This is a genomic window from Microbispora cellulosiformans, assembly GCF_008728085.1.
Classification (GTDB): domain Bacteria; phylum Actinomycetota; class Actinomycetes; order Streptosporangiales; family Streptosporangiaceae; genus Microbispora; species Microbispora amethystogenes.
The window spans coordinates 172113-190363 of record NZ_VYTZ01000009.1 but is presented as its reverse complement, the minus strand read 5'-3'; the positions used below and the strand labels follow the sequence as shown (position 1 = coordinate 190363).

Annotated in this window: 12 protein-coding genes; 4 read left to right on the top strand and 8 right to left on the bottom strand. The window is 70.9% G+C overall.

The features are described 5' to 3' along the window. Window positions 1–44: 44 nt before the first annotated feature. The gene (locus F5972_RS25340; RefSeq protein WP_225311843.1) at window positions 45–674 is read left to right on the top strand and encodes a class F sortase; all 630 of its coding nucleotides are present in this window, start codon (window positions 45–47) and stop codon (window positions 672–674) included. A gap of 12 nt (window positions 675–686) precedes the next feature. On the opposite strand, the gene F5972_RS25335 is transcribed toward F5972_RS25340, so the two are convergent. Beyond that, the gene (locus F5972_RS25335; RefSeq protein WP_150936561.1) at window positions 687–1358 is read right to left on the bottom strand and encodes a type 1 periplasmic-binding domain-containing protein; all 672 of its coding nucleotides are present in this window, start codon (window positions 1356–1358) and stop codon (window positions 687–689) included. A gap of 175 nt (window positions 1359–1533) precedes the next feature. On the opposite strand from F5972_RS25335, the gene F5972_RS25330 reads away from it, so the two are divergent. From F5972_RS25330 to F5972_RS25320, 3 genes are all read left to right on the top strand, one after another. Next, the gene (locus F5972_RS25330; protein WP_150936559.1) at window positions 1534–2745 is read left to right on the top strand and encodes a HupE/UreJ family protein; all 1212 of its coding nucleotides are present in this window, start codon (window positions 1534–1536) and stop codon (window positions 2743–2745) included. 115 nt (window positions 2746–2860) lie between these two features. After that, window positions 2861–4381 carry a purple acid phosphatase family protein gene (locus F5972_RS25325; RefSeq protein WP_150936557.1) on the top strand — a complete coding sequence of 507 codons (1521 nt, stop codon included), beginning with the start codon at window positions 2861–2863 and terminating at the stop codon, window positions 4379–4381. Between the two features lie 164 nt (window positions 4382–4545). Continuing rightward, window positions 4546–5595 (top strand): DUF916 domain-containing protein, encoded by a 1050-nt coding sequence (locus F5972_RS25320; protein WP_150936556.1) that lies wholly within the window; start codon window positions 4546–4548, stop codon window positions 5593–5595. Here the strand turns inward: F5972_RS25320 and F5972_RS25315 are convergent. From F5972_RS25315 to F5972_RS25285, 7 genes are all read right to left on the bottom strand, one after another. After that, window positions 5534–6286, bottom strand: a complete 753-nt coding sequence (locus F5972_RS25315) for a hypothetical protein (RefSeq protein ID WP_150936554.1) — start codon at window positions 6284–6286, stop codon at window positions 5534–5536. The two genes, F5972_RS25320 and F5972_RS25315, sit on opposite strands and share 62 nt — an antisense overlap. Then, entirely contained in the window at window positions 6283–8460 is a 2178-nt protein-coding gene (locus F5972_RS25310; RefSeq protein ID WP_150936552.1) for a prolyl oligopeptidase family serine peptidase, read from the bottom strand. The genes F5972_RS25315 and F5972_RS25310 overlap by 4 nt, the downstream gene beginning before the upstream one ends. Before the next feature lie 504 nt (window positions 8461–8964). Then, a complete protein-coding gene (locus tag F5972_RS25305) occupies window positions 8965–9783 on the bottom strand; it encodes a MerR family transcriptional regulator (RefSeq protein WP_150936550.1) in 819 nt (272 codons plus the stop codon). Window positions 9784–9902: 119 nt separating this feature from the next. Next, on the bottom strand, window positions 9903–11366 hold the full coding sequence (locus F5972_RS25300) for a PrsW family intramembrane metalloprotease (RefSeq protein ID WP_150936548.1): 1464 nt from the start codon (window positions 11364–11366) through the stop codon (window positions 9903–9905). Continuing rightward, window positions 11363–11707, bottom strand: a complete 345-nt coding sequence (locus tag F5972_RS25295; protein WP_150936546.1) for a PadR family transcriptional regulator — start codon at window positions 11705–11707, stop codon at window positions 11363–11365. The genes F5972_RS25300 and F5972_RS25295 overlap by 4 nt, the downstream gene beginning before the upstream one ends. Window positions 11708–11863: 156 nt before the next feature. After that, window positions 11864–17254 carry a metallophosphoesterase gene (locus F5972_RS25290; RefSeq protein ID WP_150936544.1) on the bottom strand — a complete coding sequence of 1797 codons (5391 nt, stop codon included), beginning with the start codon at window positions 17252–17254 and terminating at the stop codon, window positions 11864–11866. Between the two features lie 379 nt (window positions 17255–17633). Further along, the gene (locus F5972_RS25285; RefSeq protein WP_150936542.1) at window positions 17634–18209 is read right to left on the bottom strand and encodes a carboxymuconolactone decarboxylase family protein; all 576 of its coding nucleotides are present in this window, start codon (window positions 18207–18209) and stop codon (window positions 17634–17636) included. Between the last annotated feature and the right edge of the window lie 42 nt (window positions 18210–18251).

Below are 18251 nucleotides of genomic sequence, written 5' to 3'. Positions count from 1 at the left end.
GACATATGATGCACTACAAACTCTCGATCAGAAACGGTGATCACGTGGGCAGGTCTGCCGCCGCCGTCCTCGTGGGCCTGTCCGCGGCCGTCGCCGCCGTCGTGGTCGTCGTGGTCGTCGACGGCCGCGCCGGTGACCGCCCGGCGGCTCCGCCCGCCCCTCCCGCCGCCGTCTCCACCCCGCCGGCCCACCCGAAGGCCACGGCCCGCGCGTTGTCCGCGTCACCGCCGGTCATGCTGGAGATCCCGAGGATCGGCGTACGCACGACGCTGATGACGCTGGGCAAGAACCCGGACGGCACTTTGGAGGTGCCGCCTCTCTCCAGGGTCGGCGAGGCGGGCTGGTACCGCCTCGGCCCGTCGCCGGGCGCGCGCGGCCCCGCCGTCATCGCCGGTCACGTCGACTCCACGAAGGGGCCCGGGGTCTTCTTCCGTCTGGGGGAGCTGCGCCCGGGCGACACGGTGAAGATCTCCAGGAGGGACCGCAGCCAGGTGGTCTTCGAGGTGGACTCCCTGGAGAGCGTGCCGAAGGACCGCTTCCCCACCCGCAAGGTCTACGGGATGGTGAAATTTCCCGGCCTGCGCCTCATCACCTGCGGCGGAGCCTTCGATCGCGCCACCGGGCACTACCGCGACAACGTCATCGTCTACGCCCACCTCGTCTCCGGCCGTTAGCTCCTCCATCGCCTAGTCCAGCCAGATCACGTTGCCGGTGAGGCCGCTGAGCACGGCGGCGACACCGGCTCGGACGGCACGTCCCGCGCGCTCGGGCGTGAAGCTGGCGGAGTCGTACGTCGAGGACATGCCGAGACCCTCGCCGCGGAACGACGCACCGGCCCAGTCGGCGGCGGTGACGTTCGCCGTCGGCTCGGCCAACTCGGCGCCGACCACCAGGAACTGCTGGTCGAGGTGGTTGGGGGTGACCAGGGCCAGGGGGTCGACGAGGCCATCGCCGGCGCTGACGACGAGATCGGGCTTCAGGTCGATCGCCCTGCTGATGACCGGGATGAACTCGGCCGGCTTCGTGGCCGTGATGGTCCTCAGGCTGACGCGCTCCTCTTCGGCCCACTCCGTCACGGCGTTCACCAGCGTCCGGGTCTGGCGGTCCTCCCCCGCTGTGAGCAGCACCACGCGGTAGCCGTCCGACGGCCGGACGCCGTTCCACGAGCCGGGGCGGGGCGTGACCGTCGCCTCCGGCGCGGGCGAGACGGCCGGGAGGAACCCCGGGCCCGGGGCGCCGACGGCGCTGGGCTTCGCGTGCGGCCGCGACCAGTCGTCGCCGGAGCCGCATCCGCCGGCCAGCAGGGCGGTCGCGACCACCACGGCCAGCGTGCCGGCGGGCAGAAGCCGAGAGCGCATGAAGATCGTCCTTCGGGGCGACGGGAAGTGCGCCTACTTCTTATCTCATCGAATGCTCCCTTTCCGCCCTGAAGGGGCCTTCGCCGGGCTTGGTTGGCCATCGGTTCATTTACGAGATATCGGTCGTTCATCCGGATCGAGCAGATTTCGTACGCCAAGCCCGAAAAGGAGTAATATGTCCCCCGCCGCGCGGCGTCGCGTCTGTTCCGTCATCGCCGCCGTGACCGTGGCCGTCCTGTTCAGTGCCGTGCCCGCCCTCGCCCACGGATTCACCTCGACGGTCTACGCCCACCTCGCCTCGCCTCAGACCGGGCACGTCCGCGCCGAGCTCCAGCTGGAGTACGACCTGCTCGTCGTCTCCGCCGCCGACGCCGGGAAGGACGACCCGCTCTTCGAAGCGGGCACCGCCGCGTTCGAGAACGGCGACGCGGCGGAGCAGGCCGCCGCGCTCGACGCGCACGCCGGCTCGGTCGTCGCGTACGTGACCGGGCGCTTCCGCGTCGCGGCCGGAGGCGCGGCGTGCACCCCGGCGCGGGACGGCGGCTTCACGATCGGGCAACGCGAGGGCGTCCCGTACGCGCGGCTGGTCCTCGACTACCGGTGCCCGCGGTCCGCGGAGGCCCACGAGGTGCACAGCGGGCTGTTCCCGGGCTCCGAGGGCTACGTGCGCGACAGCAAGACGATCGTCACCTACGACCTCGACCTGAAGTCCGGAAGCACGGCTCTCGACGCCCGGAATCGCTCGTTCTCCACCGAACAGTCCTGGGCCGAGCGATTCTGGCAGTTCTTCCGGCTCGGAGCCGAGCACCTGCTCGGCGGAGTCGACCACATCCTCTTCCTGCTGGCGCTCATCGCGGGATCACGCCGCCTGCGCGAGATCGTGCTCGCGGCGACGACCTTCACGCTGGCCCACTCGGTGACCTTCGTCCTCGCGGCCCTCGGCCTCGTACGGCTGCCCGCGTCGTTCGTCGAGCCCGTCGTCGCCCTGTCGATCGCGGTGGTCGCGGGCTGGCACCTGTGGCGCGTCTGGCGGCGCCGATCACACGCCACGGATCTCGAGACGGCCGGTCACGGCCGTCTCGGCCTCGACCGGGCGGGCCGGACTCGGCTCGCGGTGGTCTTCTGCTTCGGCCTCGTGCACGGGCTGGGCTTCGCCGCGGCGCTGGGGATCGACCAGGCCTGGTCGTGGACGCTGCTGTGGTCGCTGCTCGTCTTCAACGTGGGCATCGAGGTCGTCCAACTGGCGATCATCGTCGCCGTCTTCCCGCTGCTCGCCCTGCTGCGTCACCGCCGGCCGGTCGCGGGGCTGTGGACGACGGGGGCGATCGCGGCCGGGGTGTCCGCGATGGGCCTGATGTGGTTTGTGCAACGCGTGCTCGGGATCTGATCACATCACAACTTCCGGCAAGCGCAACGGCCCGCCCGCCCGATGTTCACTTTCGCGACACGGAACCCCGAAAGCGTGCAAATCGCCCTAATTCCCCATAAATGGATGGAAAGTAATGAAGCTCGACAACGGGACCAAGGGCTCCGGGCAGGTGCTGCGCCGGGTGGCCGTCAGCGCCACCGCGGCGGCTCTCAGCGCCACCGCCGTGTTCGGCGGCCTGGCGACCGCGGCCCACGCCGACAGCGCGACGCTCACCGGCATCGTCCTCGGCGTCGGCGCCGACGAGACGCAGCGCGTCGTGTCGTGGTACTCCTCGACCGGCACCGCGCAGGTGGTCCAGGTCGCGCCGACGTCCAAGCTCGTCAAGGGACAGTTCCCTGCGAACGCCGTGACCTACTCCGCCACGGTCACCGCCAACACCGTCAACGGCGGCTACAACGCGCACGCGACGATCGACAGCCTGAAGCAGAACACCGCGTACTCCTACCGGGTCGGCGCGGAGGGCAACTGGTCCCCGGCGTACTCCTTCACGACGCAGGACTTCAACGGCAACAACCTCGACTTCCTGTTCTTCGGCGACCCGCAGATCGGCTCGTCCGGCAACACGGCGAAGGACGGCGAAGGGTGGGCGGACACCCTGAACGTCGCCCTCGCCGCCAACCCGAAGGCCGAGCTGCTGGTCTCGGGCGGCGACCAGGTCGAGACCGCCAACACCGAGACGCAGTGGGACGCGTTCCTCGCCCCCGACAAGCTGCGCCAGTATCCGTGGGCCGCCACCATCGGCAACCACGACGTCGGCGGCAAGGCGTACGAGCAGCACTTCTGGACGCCGAACACCGACCGGTCCGCGCCGTACTACAACGGCACCCCGGCGACCCGGTCGGGCGGCGACTACTGGTTCAAGTACAAGAACGTGCTGTTCATCGACATCAACAGCAACGCGTACGCCAGTGGCTCCGACGCCGCGCACATCGGCTACATCAGCGACGTCGTCAAGCAGCACGGCGCCGGCGCCAAGCACACGGTGCTCATCTACCACCACGCGATCTACTCCCCGGCCGCCCACGCGAACGACTCCGACAACAAGGTGCGCCGTCAGGACTTCCCGGCCGCCTTCTCGAAGCTCGGCGTCGACCTGGTCCTGCAGGGTCACGACCACAGCTACTCCCGGAGCTACGTGATCAAGAACGGGCAGAAGGCGAACGCGGACGAGCAGCCCGGCGCCGCCGAGGTGTCCAAGGGCCCGGGCGGCGTCGTCTACGTGACCGCCAACTCCGCGTCGGGCTCGAAGTACTACGACCTCACCGCTCCGGTCGAGGGCTCGGACTTCGGCCCCGACCCGCTGAACCCCAAGAGCCACTGGGCCAACTCGGTCGAGAACCAGGAGCACGTCCGTACGTACGTGCGGGTCCAGATGCGCGGCAACAAGCTGGTCGTCGAGAACATCCGCAGCGGCACCTGCGCCGCCCCCAACGCGGCGGTCGAGCTGGGCAAGGTGAAGTGGTGCGGCCCGGACAACGGCGCCACCACCGCCCCGGCGGTCGGCTCCACCGTCGACAAGGTCGTGATCCACACGAACGAGGGCAAGGGCGGGCAGGACGGGCCGGCGGCGGCCGGGTCCGACTGGCTGCAGTAGCCCCCGCAGTGACGCGCGGCCGGTCACGATGAGCTGATCCGGCCCGCTCTACAGGGCAGGCGCCGTCCGGCGCCTGCCCCACCGCACATTCCACCCCGCCGCTTCCACCACGCCCCATGCTTCTTCTTCCACAGCGCAGCCCGACCCACCCGAGGACCATCCACATGCATTCCCCCGGACCGCGTACGACCACGGCAGCCGAAGCCCTCGCCCGGACCGTCGTCGTGGCGCTGCTCGCCGCGATCGGCCTCCTCGGAGCGGGGACGGGACCCGCCGCGGCGGCGAACGGCGAGGTCTCCTGGACGGTGACGACGGCTTCCAACGACTTCGGGCCGGGCCGGCGCAACTACGGCTACACCCTCGACCCCGGAGGGCGGATCGAGGACGGTCTCGTGATCGTCAACCACGGCACGACGCCGCTCCGCCTGGCCGTGTACGCCGCGGACGCGTTCACCACGGAACAGGGGAGGCTCGACCTCGCGGGCAGGGACGCGACGCCGTCCGGGGTGGGCGCGTGGGTCCACCCCGGCCGGCCCGACGTGACGGTCGCGCCCGGCGGGTCGGCCGAGGTGCCGTTCACGGTCGCGCCGCCGGACGACGCCGCGCCCGGCGAGTACATGGGCGGCGTCGTGACCAGCCCGGACGGGACCGTCGGGGCGGACGGGCGGCGTCTCGGCATCCGCATCCGGCTGCGCGTGGGTGGCGAGCTCAGGCCGAGCCTGTCGGTGGAGGGCCTGCGCGTCGGCTACTCCGGCACGCCCGATCCGTTCGGAAAGGGCGACGCCACCGTCACCTACACGATCCGGAACACCGGCAACGCCGTCCTCACCGCTCGACAGGAGGTGTCCACCTCCGGCCCCTTCGGGCGCTTCGGCGCCCGCGCGGGGCGGATCGGCGACTCGCCCCCGCTGCTGCCGGGCGAGACCTGGAAGGTCACGGTGCCCGTACGCGGAGTGGCTCCCGCGCTGCGGCTGACGGCGGCGGTCTCCCTCGTCCCGCTGCTCGCCGACGCGTCGGGCTCGGTCGCCCCGCTCGCCGCCGTCGAGAGCACCACGCACGCCTGGACCATCCCCTGGGCGGCGCTGCTCGTCCTCGTCGCCGCCGGCGGGCTCGTCGTCACGGCTCTGGCCGTTCCGGCCGCCAGGCGGCGGATCACTCGTCGGGCAGCAGGTATCGCCAGGAGAGCACGAACACCTTTCCCGAAGCGCTCTTGAAGATCGGCCGGGCGTGGTCCTGCCCGGCGGGAACGACCTTGGCGACCGCGCTCGCCGTCTCGCCGTCCAGGTCCTTCCGCCAGACCGGGTCGGCCGGGCCGTCGGGCTCGGGGACCTTCGCGGGCCACGGCGCCGGCTTGCCCTCCGCCGAGGCGACCCCTTCGGCGACCATCCGTACGCGCGGGCCGGTGTAGGGGGTGCCCTCCGCGTCGGCGCGCGCCGCCAGGCCCTCCATCAGCTTCTTCGCGTCCAGCAGCGCCTTGGGGTAGAACTCCGCGACCTGTTCCAGGGCCTCGGCCCGAACCTCCCGCATCTTCCCGTCCTTCCCCCGTACGGCGAGGACGGTGGTCGGCACGTCCGCCACCGACGGCGCCCCGGGGCTGGGCCGCGCGGTCGGCGGCTGCCCGGTCAGATATCTCTCCATCGCCGTGACCGTCTCTCCGGTCTCGGCGTCGGTGAGCTTCAGTTGCCTGCTCGCGTCCGCGATCACCAGGCCGTCGGCGTACAGCACAACCCGGGGCGGACGCAGCACGTTCACGGTCGGGGTCACGAACCCGCCTTCGGCGCCCCACAGGGCGACCGGCGTGGCCGGCCCGTCGGCGGCGGGGGCCGCCGTTGTGGCCGACGTCGCTTCTCCACACGCCGCTGCCAGCGACAACACCGCCACGAGCAGGATCGTTCGCAATCTCATGCCCCAGAAACGTACGTCCCCTCCGGTGGGTTCACCAGCACCGGCCGCCGGTCGCCGCTCCGGCTCGTGTCGCCGCGGCGACCGGGTGACAGACCGGTGTGTTCCGCGGCGAAGGCGAGGATGTCCGCGGTCAGGGCGCGCTCCTTGCTCGCGGGAGAGGCGGCGTGGGCGGTGCCGGGGTCCCGGCGCATGAGGATCGGCCGGTCGCCGCCGGTGGCGTGCTGGAGGGCCGCGCACATCTTGGTGACGTGGGCCTCTCCGGTCTGCAGATCGGTCATCGCGCCGGTGAGCAGGAACGCGGGATAGGAGGTTCCGGGCGTGACGTGGTGATAAGGGGAGTATCCCAGCAGCCATTCGAGCTGCCCGGGGTCGGAGGCGGTGCCGAACTCCTCGGTCCACGTGCCTCCCAGACCGAAGCGCTCGTACCGCACCATGTCGCACAGCGGGCCCTCGGCGACGACCGCGGCGTACAGGTCCGGCCGCTCGACGGCGGCGGCGGTGACCAGCAGGCCGCCCGCGGACTGCCCGTAGCTCGCCAGCCGGTCAGGGGTCGTCACGCCGCTACTGGTCAGCCAGGCCGCGGCGTCGTTGAAGTCGCTGATCGCGCGGTGTTTGTGCGGCCCGCGACCGGCGTCGTGCCACCGCTGCCCCTCCTCACCTCCCCCGCGTACGCAGGCGACGGCGTAGACCCCGCCGGCGGCGACCCAGGCCGCCGCGACCGGGAAGAACCACGGCCGCATCGGCATGCCGAAGCTGCCGTAGCCGTACAGGAGGGTGGGGCGGGGACCCGCGTGCTCCCCGGCCGGAGTGGACGCGGCCGGGGTGAACAGGAACAGCGGGATCTCAGTGCCGTCGCCCGCCCGGTAACGGACGGCGCGGCTGCGGATCTCCGGGGTACGGCCGGCCCTCGCGCCCGCCTCGTGTTCGATCGTGCCCGTGACGCCGTCATAGTGGTAGACGGCGGGAGGCGTGGTCGCGTCGCAGTAGCCGAACCACGCCCGCCGCCCGTGCGGAAGGGCCGTACGCAGCGACGACACGACGCCCGCGCCGGGCAGGGGAAGGTCGGTGAGCGGACGGCCGGTCCCGAGGTCGTGCAGGGTCAGGGTGGACGTGCCGTGGCGGGCGCGTGCCACCAGCAGCAGGGGCCGGGCGAGGGCCGGGCCGTCCAGCACCACGCACTCGTCCAGCGGCGCCTCGGGATCTTCGGGCACGAGCTCGCGCCACGCGGCCGGGTCGGTGTCGTTCCGGCCGGCGACGCAGACGCGGCCGCACGGGGCCCGGTAGTCGGTCACCAGCAGGAGATCGCCGTCCGGGAGGAAGCGCGGCAGGACGCGGGCGCCCAGGGCCTCGCCGTCCACGAATTCGGCGAAGCGCGGAGCCTCCGGGTCGGTGAGGTCGCCCACGTACACGTCGTTGCGAGGAGCGGGCCCGGCCGTCGCGGTGACCGCCATGAACCGGCCGTCGGCGCTGATCGTGAGGCCGTAGTAGTGGTCGGGGGCGTCCTCACCGCCGAACACCACCGTGTCCCGCTCGCCGGGGGTGCCGATCCGGTGGAGGCGCACCCGCCGATGCAGGCGCGTGTCGCCGGGGGCGAGATCCTCGTCGGGCACCCGGCTGACGTAGTAGAACGCGTCCCCTCCCGGCAGCCAGGCGAGCGAGGTGTTGCGGGCACGCGGCAGCGGCCCGTCCACCGTCTCACCGGTGCGTACGTCCAGCACCACGATGTCGCTGCCGGGCCGTTCGGCGACCTCCGTCTGGACGGCCACGCGTTCGCCCTCGCGGGACGGCCACCAGGCGTGGAGCCCCGTGTGCCCGGATGGGTCGATCCGCACGGGATCCACCAGCACCCGCCTGTTCCCCTCGGCGTCGACGACGAGAAGGCGTCGCTGCTCGTCTCCGCGCGGCCACTCGGTCAGGAACAGGAACGGGCCGCGCGCCATCGGAGGCTCCGACACGCCGTAGGACGACACCTGCTCCACCAGAGCCGCCCACGATCGCCTCTCACGCCACCCGGCGCGGCAGGTCCGGAAGAGGCGGTCCTGGGCCTCGGCCCACTCCCGTACGCGCGGGTCGTCGCCGTTCTCCAGCCATCGGTAGGGATCGGAGACCGGAAATCCGAACAGCTCCTCCACGACGTCGCCGCGATATGCGGCAGGGTAGAACAAGCGCGCCATGAAACGCCCCCGGAATGCGTCGGACCCATGGATCGAGGCACTGCGGCCTCTGCGCACCGCAGCACCCCGATTCGCCGAATCGCTCAGCTATGACTCACCGCGGAGAATGTCCGCCTGCCAGCCGCGTACGCCGCCGACACGGGCAGCCGGAGTCGAATCGCGGTACGGTAAGAATCCGTTCATGTCGTCCTCCCTGATCTGGCGATTCGCCCGAAAGAGGCGATTCGCCGAACACCGTCCCCGGGCCCGCGATCGATAAACACCGGTGCGGTTTCCCCGGGGTTCGTCGCAAAAGTCCGGCACAGGAAAAGAAAGCGCCGCGGAATGCGGAGTGAACACCACCCTCGATCGGAAGTAATCCGCCACCTTTCCGGATAGATCCAAGGGAAGGGGTCGCCGAAGACATCACAGCCCTCCGGAAGTGGGAGGCGACGCGGCTCACCGGCGGCTGCGAGCGACGCCCACGGGTCTCGAACGGCGCCCGAGGGCGCGGCTCCCCGTCCTCTACGCGTCCCGGGAGACGGGCTCCTGCAGTTCCGTCACCCAGGTGGCCGGATCGCCGCAGCCGTACGTGAGATACACCTCCCGGGCGAACCCGGAACTGCGGTAGCCGTTCTCCTCGATCCACTGGGCGAGCCGCTGGGTCGTGGCGTCCGCCTGGTCCATGGTCCCGTGGTGGATGACGGTGGCCGCCTGCTCGATCGCGGGCAGGCCCACGATGTCGAAGTCGTAGGCGCCGCCCGGCTCCGCGTTCACCGGGGCTCCCGCGTGCACCCGCACCCCCTCGGGGACCTGCTCGTAGTAGGCGACCGTCGGGCCGGTGACGGTCAGCCCCGCCTCCTCGATCCGCCGGAACAGCTCGTCGTACAGCGGCTGGATCACCGGGCTGATCTTGTCTGACTCGTAGCTCTCCGCGATGCCGCTCAGCTCGGCGAGACGGACCGCGGGAACGCTCTTGACGACGACGTCCACGGACATGAGACCCTCCGTTTCGATCAATCGGAGCCTCGCCTCGACCCGGGCCAGCCGCGTGCTCTCGTCGGCCAGCCGCGCCGCCACTTCGGCCCGGCGCAGCCGCAGCATGCCGTGCAGCTCCTCCGGGCCGACCTTCTCCTCGAGGATCCGCCCCACCTGTTCGAGTGTCAGGCCGAGGTCCTTGAGCGCGATCAGGCGGTTGAGCCGGGACAACTGCCCCGCCTCGTAGTAGCGGTAACCGGTGGCGTGGTCGACCCTGGCGGGCCGGAGCAGTCCGAGCGCGTCGTAATGCCGCAGCATACGCACGGACACCCGGCCAAGACGGGCGAAGTCTCCGATAGTGAACATGACGCCTCCGGTCTACGACCTGACACGGTGTCAGGGTCAAACCCCTCCCCAGCGGCCGGTCACGTCATGGCGTCCGGCGGAGCATGGTGTCCGTGCCCGACGCCGGCCGGTGGAGCGGGTCACCCGAGACGGGGTTCGGGGCGGCGGTCCGACGGGCCGAACCATGCTGATCGAGGTGAGGGAAACAACCTCCGGGCGTCGGCCATCTCCTGGGAGAGCGCCGGTTCCATGGCACGGAAATGGTCGTCGTCGATGGCGCCCCGCGCCACCTGATCGTGGAGCAGTCCCAACCTCGTCGAACTGAGCTGGTAGTCACTCATCGCCTTCGCCGCCGCCCGGCCGCCGTGCTCCCTGGCCCAGGCTCGGGCGTGCCGCCGCCGGCGCAGCGACGTCAGCATGAAGATGTCCGCCTCGTTGATCAGCCCCTTGCGCTCGTAGCCCGGCAGGTTTGTGTAGAGCAGCCCGACGATGCGTCTTCTCTCCCACCTGACCAGCGCAAGCTCGGCGACGAACAGCAGCATCAGGATGACGTACGCGATCACGAGCCCCTCGACCCCGAGCAACCGGGCGAAGCCGTTCCAGAGGCTGTGCAGGACCGTCGCACCGATCCACCCGCAGCCGACGACGACCACCACCACCATCTCGGCCGCGCGTCGGCGCCTGGCGGCGTAGACGACGGCGATCCCGATCAGCGAGGTGAACAGCGGATGGGCGAACGGCGAAAGCACGGCGCGTAGTACGACTGTGGCCACCAGGCGCTGGGCGCCGTTCTCCTGCAGCGCGGACTCGTAGTAACTGACGTTCTCCGACATAGCGAACCCGAGGCCGACCATGCTCGCGTAGACGATTCCGTTGGAGAGGTTGTACAGGTCCTTCCGCCGGAACCACAGTAGCCCGACCAGCACCAACCCCTTGAGCGTCTCCTCCACAGGCGGTGCCCCGACCATCGCCATGAGGTCGCGCGCGTCGGCGGCCGATTCGCCCAGCAGGTCGGGCAGATACCTGAAATTCAGCGAGTTGAGGAGGCCCGCGAGCAGGGCGGCGGTGCCCGCGCCCCAGGTGAACGCGATGACCAGGTTGACGCGAGGCTCCGGGGAGAAGCGGTTGAGGAGCAGCACCGCCGCGAGGAAGACCGGCACCGGTGCGACGGCCAGAACGAAGGCGATGAGGAAGTGCTGGGGTTCACCGGTGAGAAGGTCGAACGACAGCGACGCCAAGGCACAGATGCCGGAGCCGGCGATCACCAGGACCGCGAGGAATCCTCGCCGCTTCCCACCAGGCTTCTTCGCGGCGCCGATCAGAGACGCGCCGATCAGCAGACCGAACGCGAACCGTGCTCCGCGAACGAAGCGCGTGAGAGGCAGTCCGCCACTGCTCTGCAGGATGAAGTGGAGTTCGGGGGCCCACTCGTCGTCGAAGACCTCGTCGCGGATCTCCGGATGGAGGCGTCGGCGAGCGAGCCGCAAGATCAGCCATGGCACCTGATCGAGGCGGCCCTCGACCTCTCGTGCTGCCAGTTCGACGGCGACGCCGAGCACGAGACTGCCGAGGAGGAAGCCGCAGATGCTCACCAGCACACTCATACCTGTCCCCCCTGCGGCCGAAGGGACTGGGAGAACTTTCCTGATGGGGGACGAAGCCGCTCACTGATCAGGGCGAGTTCCTGCCGCGCAAGCGTGGCGCCCGTCCGCGTGATGCGGTAAAGCTTCCTCGCGGGGCGGCCGAGGACATGTGGGTCGATGTCCTCCCGCTGGGATTCCAGCCATTCCGCTTCTTCGAGACGGGCAAGGATGGGGTAGAGGGTCCCGCTCTGCAGACCGGTGAGCTGCATGAGCTCGAACCCGTAACGCGATTCCGCCGGGTCGTCAAGAAACGCTCTAAGGACCCGTGCGACCGTCATGGTGATCCGTGGATCAGGGGCCATGTAAGAACGCTACATAGGGATCGACCTCCGCATACCTTACCCGTACGCCAGCGTTCGATGACTGGTCGCACAGAGCCCTCGGCGCCCGCGGACGGGGCCGCGGGCGCCGAGGATCATGTGATCACCGCGGAGGCCGGGGCCTCCGCGGTGAGTGCGTCACGGCGTGACGGTCACCCGGACCGCCGGAGCCGCGCCGATCCGGACCTCCAGGGTGATCGGCCTGCCGGCGAGGAGGGCGGCGCGGGCCTCGTCGCGGAGGTTGAGCTGCAGGTCCCGGGTCTTGCCGGGCTGGAGCGTGACCTTCTTGGCGTCGACAGGGTGGCCGTCATGGGTGACGGCCACCTGCTCCTGGCACTTGTCCGCACCCGTGCAGACCATGGTGATCGTCGCCAGTGCGGGGGCGTTCCCCTTCGTCTTGACCGTGGCCGTGACGGTGTCGTGGAGCACCCTCATCGCCGGGGTCTCCCCGGGCTCCTCCGGAAGGAGCGAGGCGACGTAGCGCCCCGTGGTGCCCGAGGTGTTGAGCGCGAGGGTCGTCCCGTCCGGCTTGTCCAGGAGCACGGTCAGCGTCGCGCCGCCCTGCTCGTCGAGGGGAGCCTCTCCGAGATAGGCGATGTCGCCCTCGGCCGGAGCCGCCGCCGGGGCGCCGGCCTTCAGCAGGAGGAACGACATCTGCTCGGCGGCCGCGGCGGTCCCGGCGGACGCCGTCACGGTGACGGCGCCGTCGTCGTTCACGACCGCCTCGTGGTGGATGCCGCCGGCCTCGGCGGCCACGGCCGTCGGCGGGACCGTGGTGGCCGACGCGACGGTCCGCGTCTCCCCTGCCTCGGCGCGGGTCTCCCCCGAGGCCGCGGTCGCATCGACCCCGGACGTCGCGGTCGCCCCGGTCCCGGGCGCCGCCGTCGCCGTGGTCGCGGGCGTCGCCGTGGTCGCCTTGGCGGCGGAGGCCGCCGTACCGCGCAGGACCGGCCGGCCGAGGCCGGCGTCCCACTGCCAGACCGACGCGAAGTCGAAGCCGAGCCGGTCCGCCCAGAAGGCCTGGCCGCCGGCCTCGTCCCGGGTCGCGGTGGCGCCGTTGAGCGTGGCCGGGCCGATCGCGGTCTCGGTCTGCGACTTCGCCGTCACGGTCTCGGCCGCCCAGTTGTTGACGAGCGTGGCGACGTTGTTCGCCAGCACCCGGCCCAGGAAGCGGTGCGCCCAGGACGGCGCGGTGACCGTCGGGTTGAGCGCGATCGAGTCGCGGATGGTGGTGCCGGTGTAGCCGTAGCCGGCCACACCGCCGTCGTTGCGGGAGTCCGCGGTGACGGCGCCCGTGGAGAAGACCCGCTCCGTGGTGGAGCCGGCCAGGGCCACGCCGATCACGCCGCCCGCCTCGGTGGTGCGCACGTGCACGTCCGCCGTCGAGTAGGCGTCGCGTACGACACCCTGCGAGTCGCCGACGAGACCGCCCGCCCGCGAGCCCGCGGTCACCGACCCGGAGACCCACACGCGCTCGACCGCGCCGGTGCTGCTGTTGGCGAGGACCCCGGCGCGGGCGGCGGTGGTGTCCACCCGGGCGTCAAGGACCGCGAGGTCGTGGACGTGCCCGGAGATCTGGGTGAACAGACCACCGGTGGTGGAGGTCAGGCCCCTGACAGTGTGGCCGGCGCCGTCCAGTTCGCCGGTGAACGGACCGGGCAGGCTGGTGAACGGCGTGCCGGTCAGGTCGAGGTCGGCGGCGAGCACGAAGTCGTACGACGGGTGCCTGCCCATCAGGATCAGGTCCTCGACGCTGTCGACGACGTAGAAGCCGCGCTCGTCGGTCGGCAGCCCCGGCCCCGGGGCCGGTTCGAGCGTCTCGGGCGCCATCCGAAGGGTCGGGCGCCTGGCGACGTCGTTCCACTGCCAGACGGTCGTGAAGTCCCAGCCGCGGCCTTCGTAGAAGGTCTGCTTCTGGATCTCCGCGGGCGCGACCACGTTGCCCTTCGGGTTTCCGGCCGCGGGCGGGTCGGTCAGCGACTGCCCGCTGATCGGCACGGACCGGCTGACGTGGTTGTCCTCCAGCGTGGCGGTCTGCCCGGTGTAGACGCGGCCGACGATGGCGTGCGCGTAGCTCGACGCGGAGATGTTCGCGTTCAGCGCGACCGTGTGACGCACCTGGGTGTCGGTGTAGCCGTAGGCGGCCACCCCGCCCGCGGACGCGCCGTTCGCGACGACCGCGCCGGTGGCCAGGACGTTCTCGGTGACCGACCCGCCGACGGAGACGCCGACGACGCCGCCGGCGTACTGCGTCGTGGCGCGCACGTTCACCGTGGACACGCTGTCGCGGACGGTGCCGAACTGGTGGCCGGTGATGCCGCCGACGTAGCTGTTCGCGGTCAGCGACCCGTCGGCGCGGACCCGCTGGATCGTGCCGTGGTTTGCGTCGGTGACCAGACCGGCGGTCGTACGGTCGGTGGTGACGTCGCCCTGGACGACCAGGTCCTCGATCGTGCCGTGGTTGTCGGCGAACAGGCCCGGGCCCTGGTCGGCCAGGGCGGCCAGCCCGGAGACGACGTGCCCGTCGCCGTCGAAGACGCCGGTGAAGGTGGTCGTACGGCCGATCTGGGCGCGGCCGAGCCCGGTCAGGTTCAGGTCGGCGGTCAGCCGGTAGCGACCGGCCGGATCGTTGTCGACCTTGGCCAGGTCGTCGGGAGAGTCGATCAGGTACGGCGACTGCTCACTGCCCTCACCGGCGAGGCCCTCGCGCAGGGTCACGGCCGGCCGGAGCGGCTTTCCTGACGCGAGCGAGTCCCACGTGAACAGCCTGACCGTCGCGCTCGGGGGCACCGGCAGCGGGGTGCCGAAGCGGACGTACTGCTCGCGGCCGCGGTGGTCGAGCGTGACGTCGAGGGTGTGCACGGCGGTCATCCGCTGCCGCGCGTTGTCGTACGTCGCGGCCATGACGGTGATCTTGTCGAGGCTGCCGGGAGAGGACAGCAGGCCCACGCCCTTCAGCTCACGGTTCTCGATGTCCGCGGAGGAGATCTTCCAGGAGCCGTGCGGCTTGGCGACGGTCACCTCGTCGACGAGGCGCCCGTCGATCGTGTACGTCGACAGCCGCAGGCCGGCGTCGGTCACCTTCAGGACGCCGCCCATCTGGACGTTCTCGTCGAAGACCTTGTCGTCCCACCAGAACTTCTGGTTGTCGTAGAACTTCGGGCCGGACGACCCCATCGTCACGAAGGTGGTGCCCGCGACCTCCTCCTCGGGGGTCGTGGCCAGGCGTCCGTCGTAGATCGTGGACCGCTTGTAGACGTGGTCGTGGCCGCCGACGTAGAGGTCGACGCCGAGCCGGTCGAGCACGCGCGTTACCTTGTCCCGGTCGATGTCCATCCCGCCGTCGTCGGCGTGCTGGCCGCCGTAGTAGGAGAAGTGCCCGACGACGACGTTCCACGCCGCGTCCGAGGCGCGCACGTCGTCGACCAGCCAGGCCAGCTGCTCGTCCAGGCGCGCGTTGGAGTTCAGCACGGAGAAGTGGATGTCACCCCGGTCGAAGGAGTAGTTGCTCTCGCCGATCACGCCGTTGCGCGGCAGCGCGAACGTGTTCGTGAAGATCGCGCCCGGCTGCCCGCCGACCGCGTCGTAGTCGAGGTCCTCGTACGTCTCGTGGTTGCCGACCAGGCCCGCGTACTGCAGGTCGAGCGTGGACAGGAACGATCTGTGGATCTCGGCCCACTTCTCGCCCCGGCCGCCGCGGTCGACGAGGTCGCCGACCTGGACGACGGTGCCGCCGCCCGGCGTCTCGCTCCTCAGCCGGTCGAGCACCCGTCCCGGCAGCTTGAGGTCCTCGGCGTTGCCGTCGGGCACCTGCACGTCGCCCAGGATGTAGACGGGCTCCCCCTTGGCGCCGCCCGCGCGGAATCCGCCGCGTACGCCGGTCCAGGCCGCCGGGTCGGCGGGGACGGGGGCGCGGCCGTCGCGGGCCACCCCGAACCGGAACCGGTAGGTCGTGCCGACCTTCAGCCCGGTCACCCGGAACTCGTGCGAGCGCAGCGTCTGACCCGTGATGGAGTGCTGGTAGACGGGCTCGCCGTCGCCGACCGTGTCGACCTCGTACGGCCGGTCGTTCGCCGAGGTCAGCACCGGGGCCGTGGACCAGTCGCCGGCGCCCTCGGGCAGGACCTGCGCGTAGACCCGCTCGACGGCCCGGTCGGTGGTGACCGCGATGCCGGCGGAGCCGGGCTTCTCACCCACGGCCGCGTTGCTCCCGAAGCGGAAGACGCCCGCCGGGTCCGGCTCCTGCTGGGACACCTGGATCCGCAGCAGCTCGGCGTTGGTGTTGCCGAGGTTGTCGGTCGCCTTCACGACCACGAACGCGTCGTCGTACGAGCGGATCCGGAAGGCGCCGCCGGAGACCGGCACCACGCCCGCGGAGTCGAACACCTCGTACGCGATCGCCGGCCGGGTGCCGAAGTCGTCGGTGGCCGTCGCCTGCGGCAGCGTGACCGTGTCGCCGTACCGCGCCGTGGCGGGGAAGCCGACCGGGACGGTGATCACCGGGGCGTAGTTCGCGCCTCGGGTGGTCCCGCCGATCCAGATCGGGGCGGAGATCAGGAAGTTGCCGTCGGCCTGGTCGGCGCGGACGTAGTAGAAGTCGCCGTCCCGGACGTCGAGCTTCGTCTTCAGCGTCAGGTCGTTGCCGCTGATCGTGCCGAAGTCGTGGGCGACGGCGCCGCCGTTGGTGACGAGGCGCGCGGAGGTGAAGGAGTCCTTGACGTCCGGGTCGGTGAGGCGGACCTCGACGTCCAGGGTGGCGGTGCCGCCGGGCAGGATCGAGCCCATCAGCTTGCCGTTGCCGCCGAACCCGAGGACCGCGTTGGTGTCGGCCGTCGAGTAGAGGCTGCGGTCCCGCATCGCCGCGTACAAGGCGTCGAGAGAGTGCCCCCCGGCCCACACGCCGGTGATCGACGGATTTCCGGACACCCAGGTCGCGGAGTGCTCGTCGCCGTTCCAGGTCGGGGCCAGGTGCCAGCCGGCGTCGAGCGCCTTCTGGAACTCGCCCACCGCGTCGGCCGACTTGACCTCGATGAGCTCCATCCGGTCGTCGGTGGCGGGGTCGAGGCCCTTGAATCCGAAGAAGTCGCCCTTGTCCTTCGTGGACGGGTGGTTGAACTGGCCGATCGCGTCCGGGTCCCGCTTCAGGCGGGCCAGGAACGTGAAGTAGTCGTACTTCATGTCGCCGGTGCCGAAGACGTTGCCGAACCCGTCGACGCTGCCCTTCTCGGTCGCCCGCGCCGTCACGTGCCAGTCGCTGTTGAACACGTTGATGTGGCCGGTGCCGTCGTACCAGGTGTTCTCGATCGCCGGGACCGCGACCAGGTCCTTCTGGCCGGCGTTGAACCTGTCGGCGCTCTCGTGCAGGTAGCGCCACTCGGCCGAGTCGGCGTCCCGCCAGCTCTCGGCGAAGTCGTCGCCGTTGCGGATGTCCCACATGACGTCGTGCTCGGACACCGCGAAGAAGTCGGCGTCGGTCTGGTCGTGGACGTGCGCGTAGGCGTCCGGCGGCAGCTTGACGCCGTCGCTCACGGAGGTGCGCGTGGAACTCGCCGGTGTACAGGGATTTGCCGAGGTAGGCCGGCCGGTCCTCGCCGGCCGCGGCGGCCGGCGAAGCCGGGGCGCCGGCGAGTGCGCCGGCCGCCAGTGCGAGCGCGGTGATCGAACCGGGCCGGCGGGGTGTTCGGGTTGCGCTGCTGCGCGTCATGTTTCTGCCGTTTCGCGTGGTTCTTGAGAGTGCTGATCACAGAAATCACGCCAGGCGAAACGGATCGGTTCGCAATCATGGAGCAGGGGTGAACGAACGGGAAATCATGACAAATACCATATTTCGGGACACTTCGCGCGAAGCTGCCATGACCGGGCCCTGGGAGGGCCGGACCCGGTGCATCACGGCCCCGGGACGTCCGGGTCAGGCACCAGGTGGGGAGGCCTCGCCGGTCCCTTCCAGAACGGCCCGGACACCCGCGGGCAGCGTGTCGAAGACCGGATCCGGGACGGCGCCGGCCGCGGACAGGACGCCGCTGAAGAACCGGCGCAGGCAGACGGCGAGCACGATCTGGAGGATGTCGGTGTCGTCCAGTCCGTGCTCGCGCAGGACCGCGACGTCTCGCTCGGTCACACCGGTGGGATCCGCGGCGACGCGGTCCGCGAAGTCCATCACCGCGACGTCCGAGGGTGCCAGCCCCGCATCGCGGTGGTCGGCCACGATCGAGCGCAACTCCGCGTCGTCGTAGAACCGTTCGAGCAGCACGGCCGCGTGCGCGAGACCGCAGTAGGAGGAACCGAGGCGGCGGGCCGCCGTCAGCGTGACCAGCTCGTAGCGGCGCAGGTCCATGCCCTCCCTGACCGCCTCCCCCAGGCGCAGCCACGCCTCATAGACCTCGGGCCGCAGCGCCAGCACCCTCAGGTAGTTGGGCACGTACCCCCGGGCGGACCGCTCCGCTTCGTAGAGGGGTGATTCGTCAGGTGTGCCGAGATAGCTCATGTCTCCCCCTTGGGACGACGTCTTCGCGTCTTCGCGTCTTCG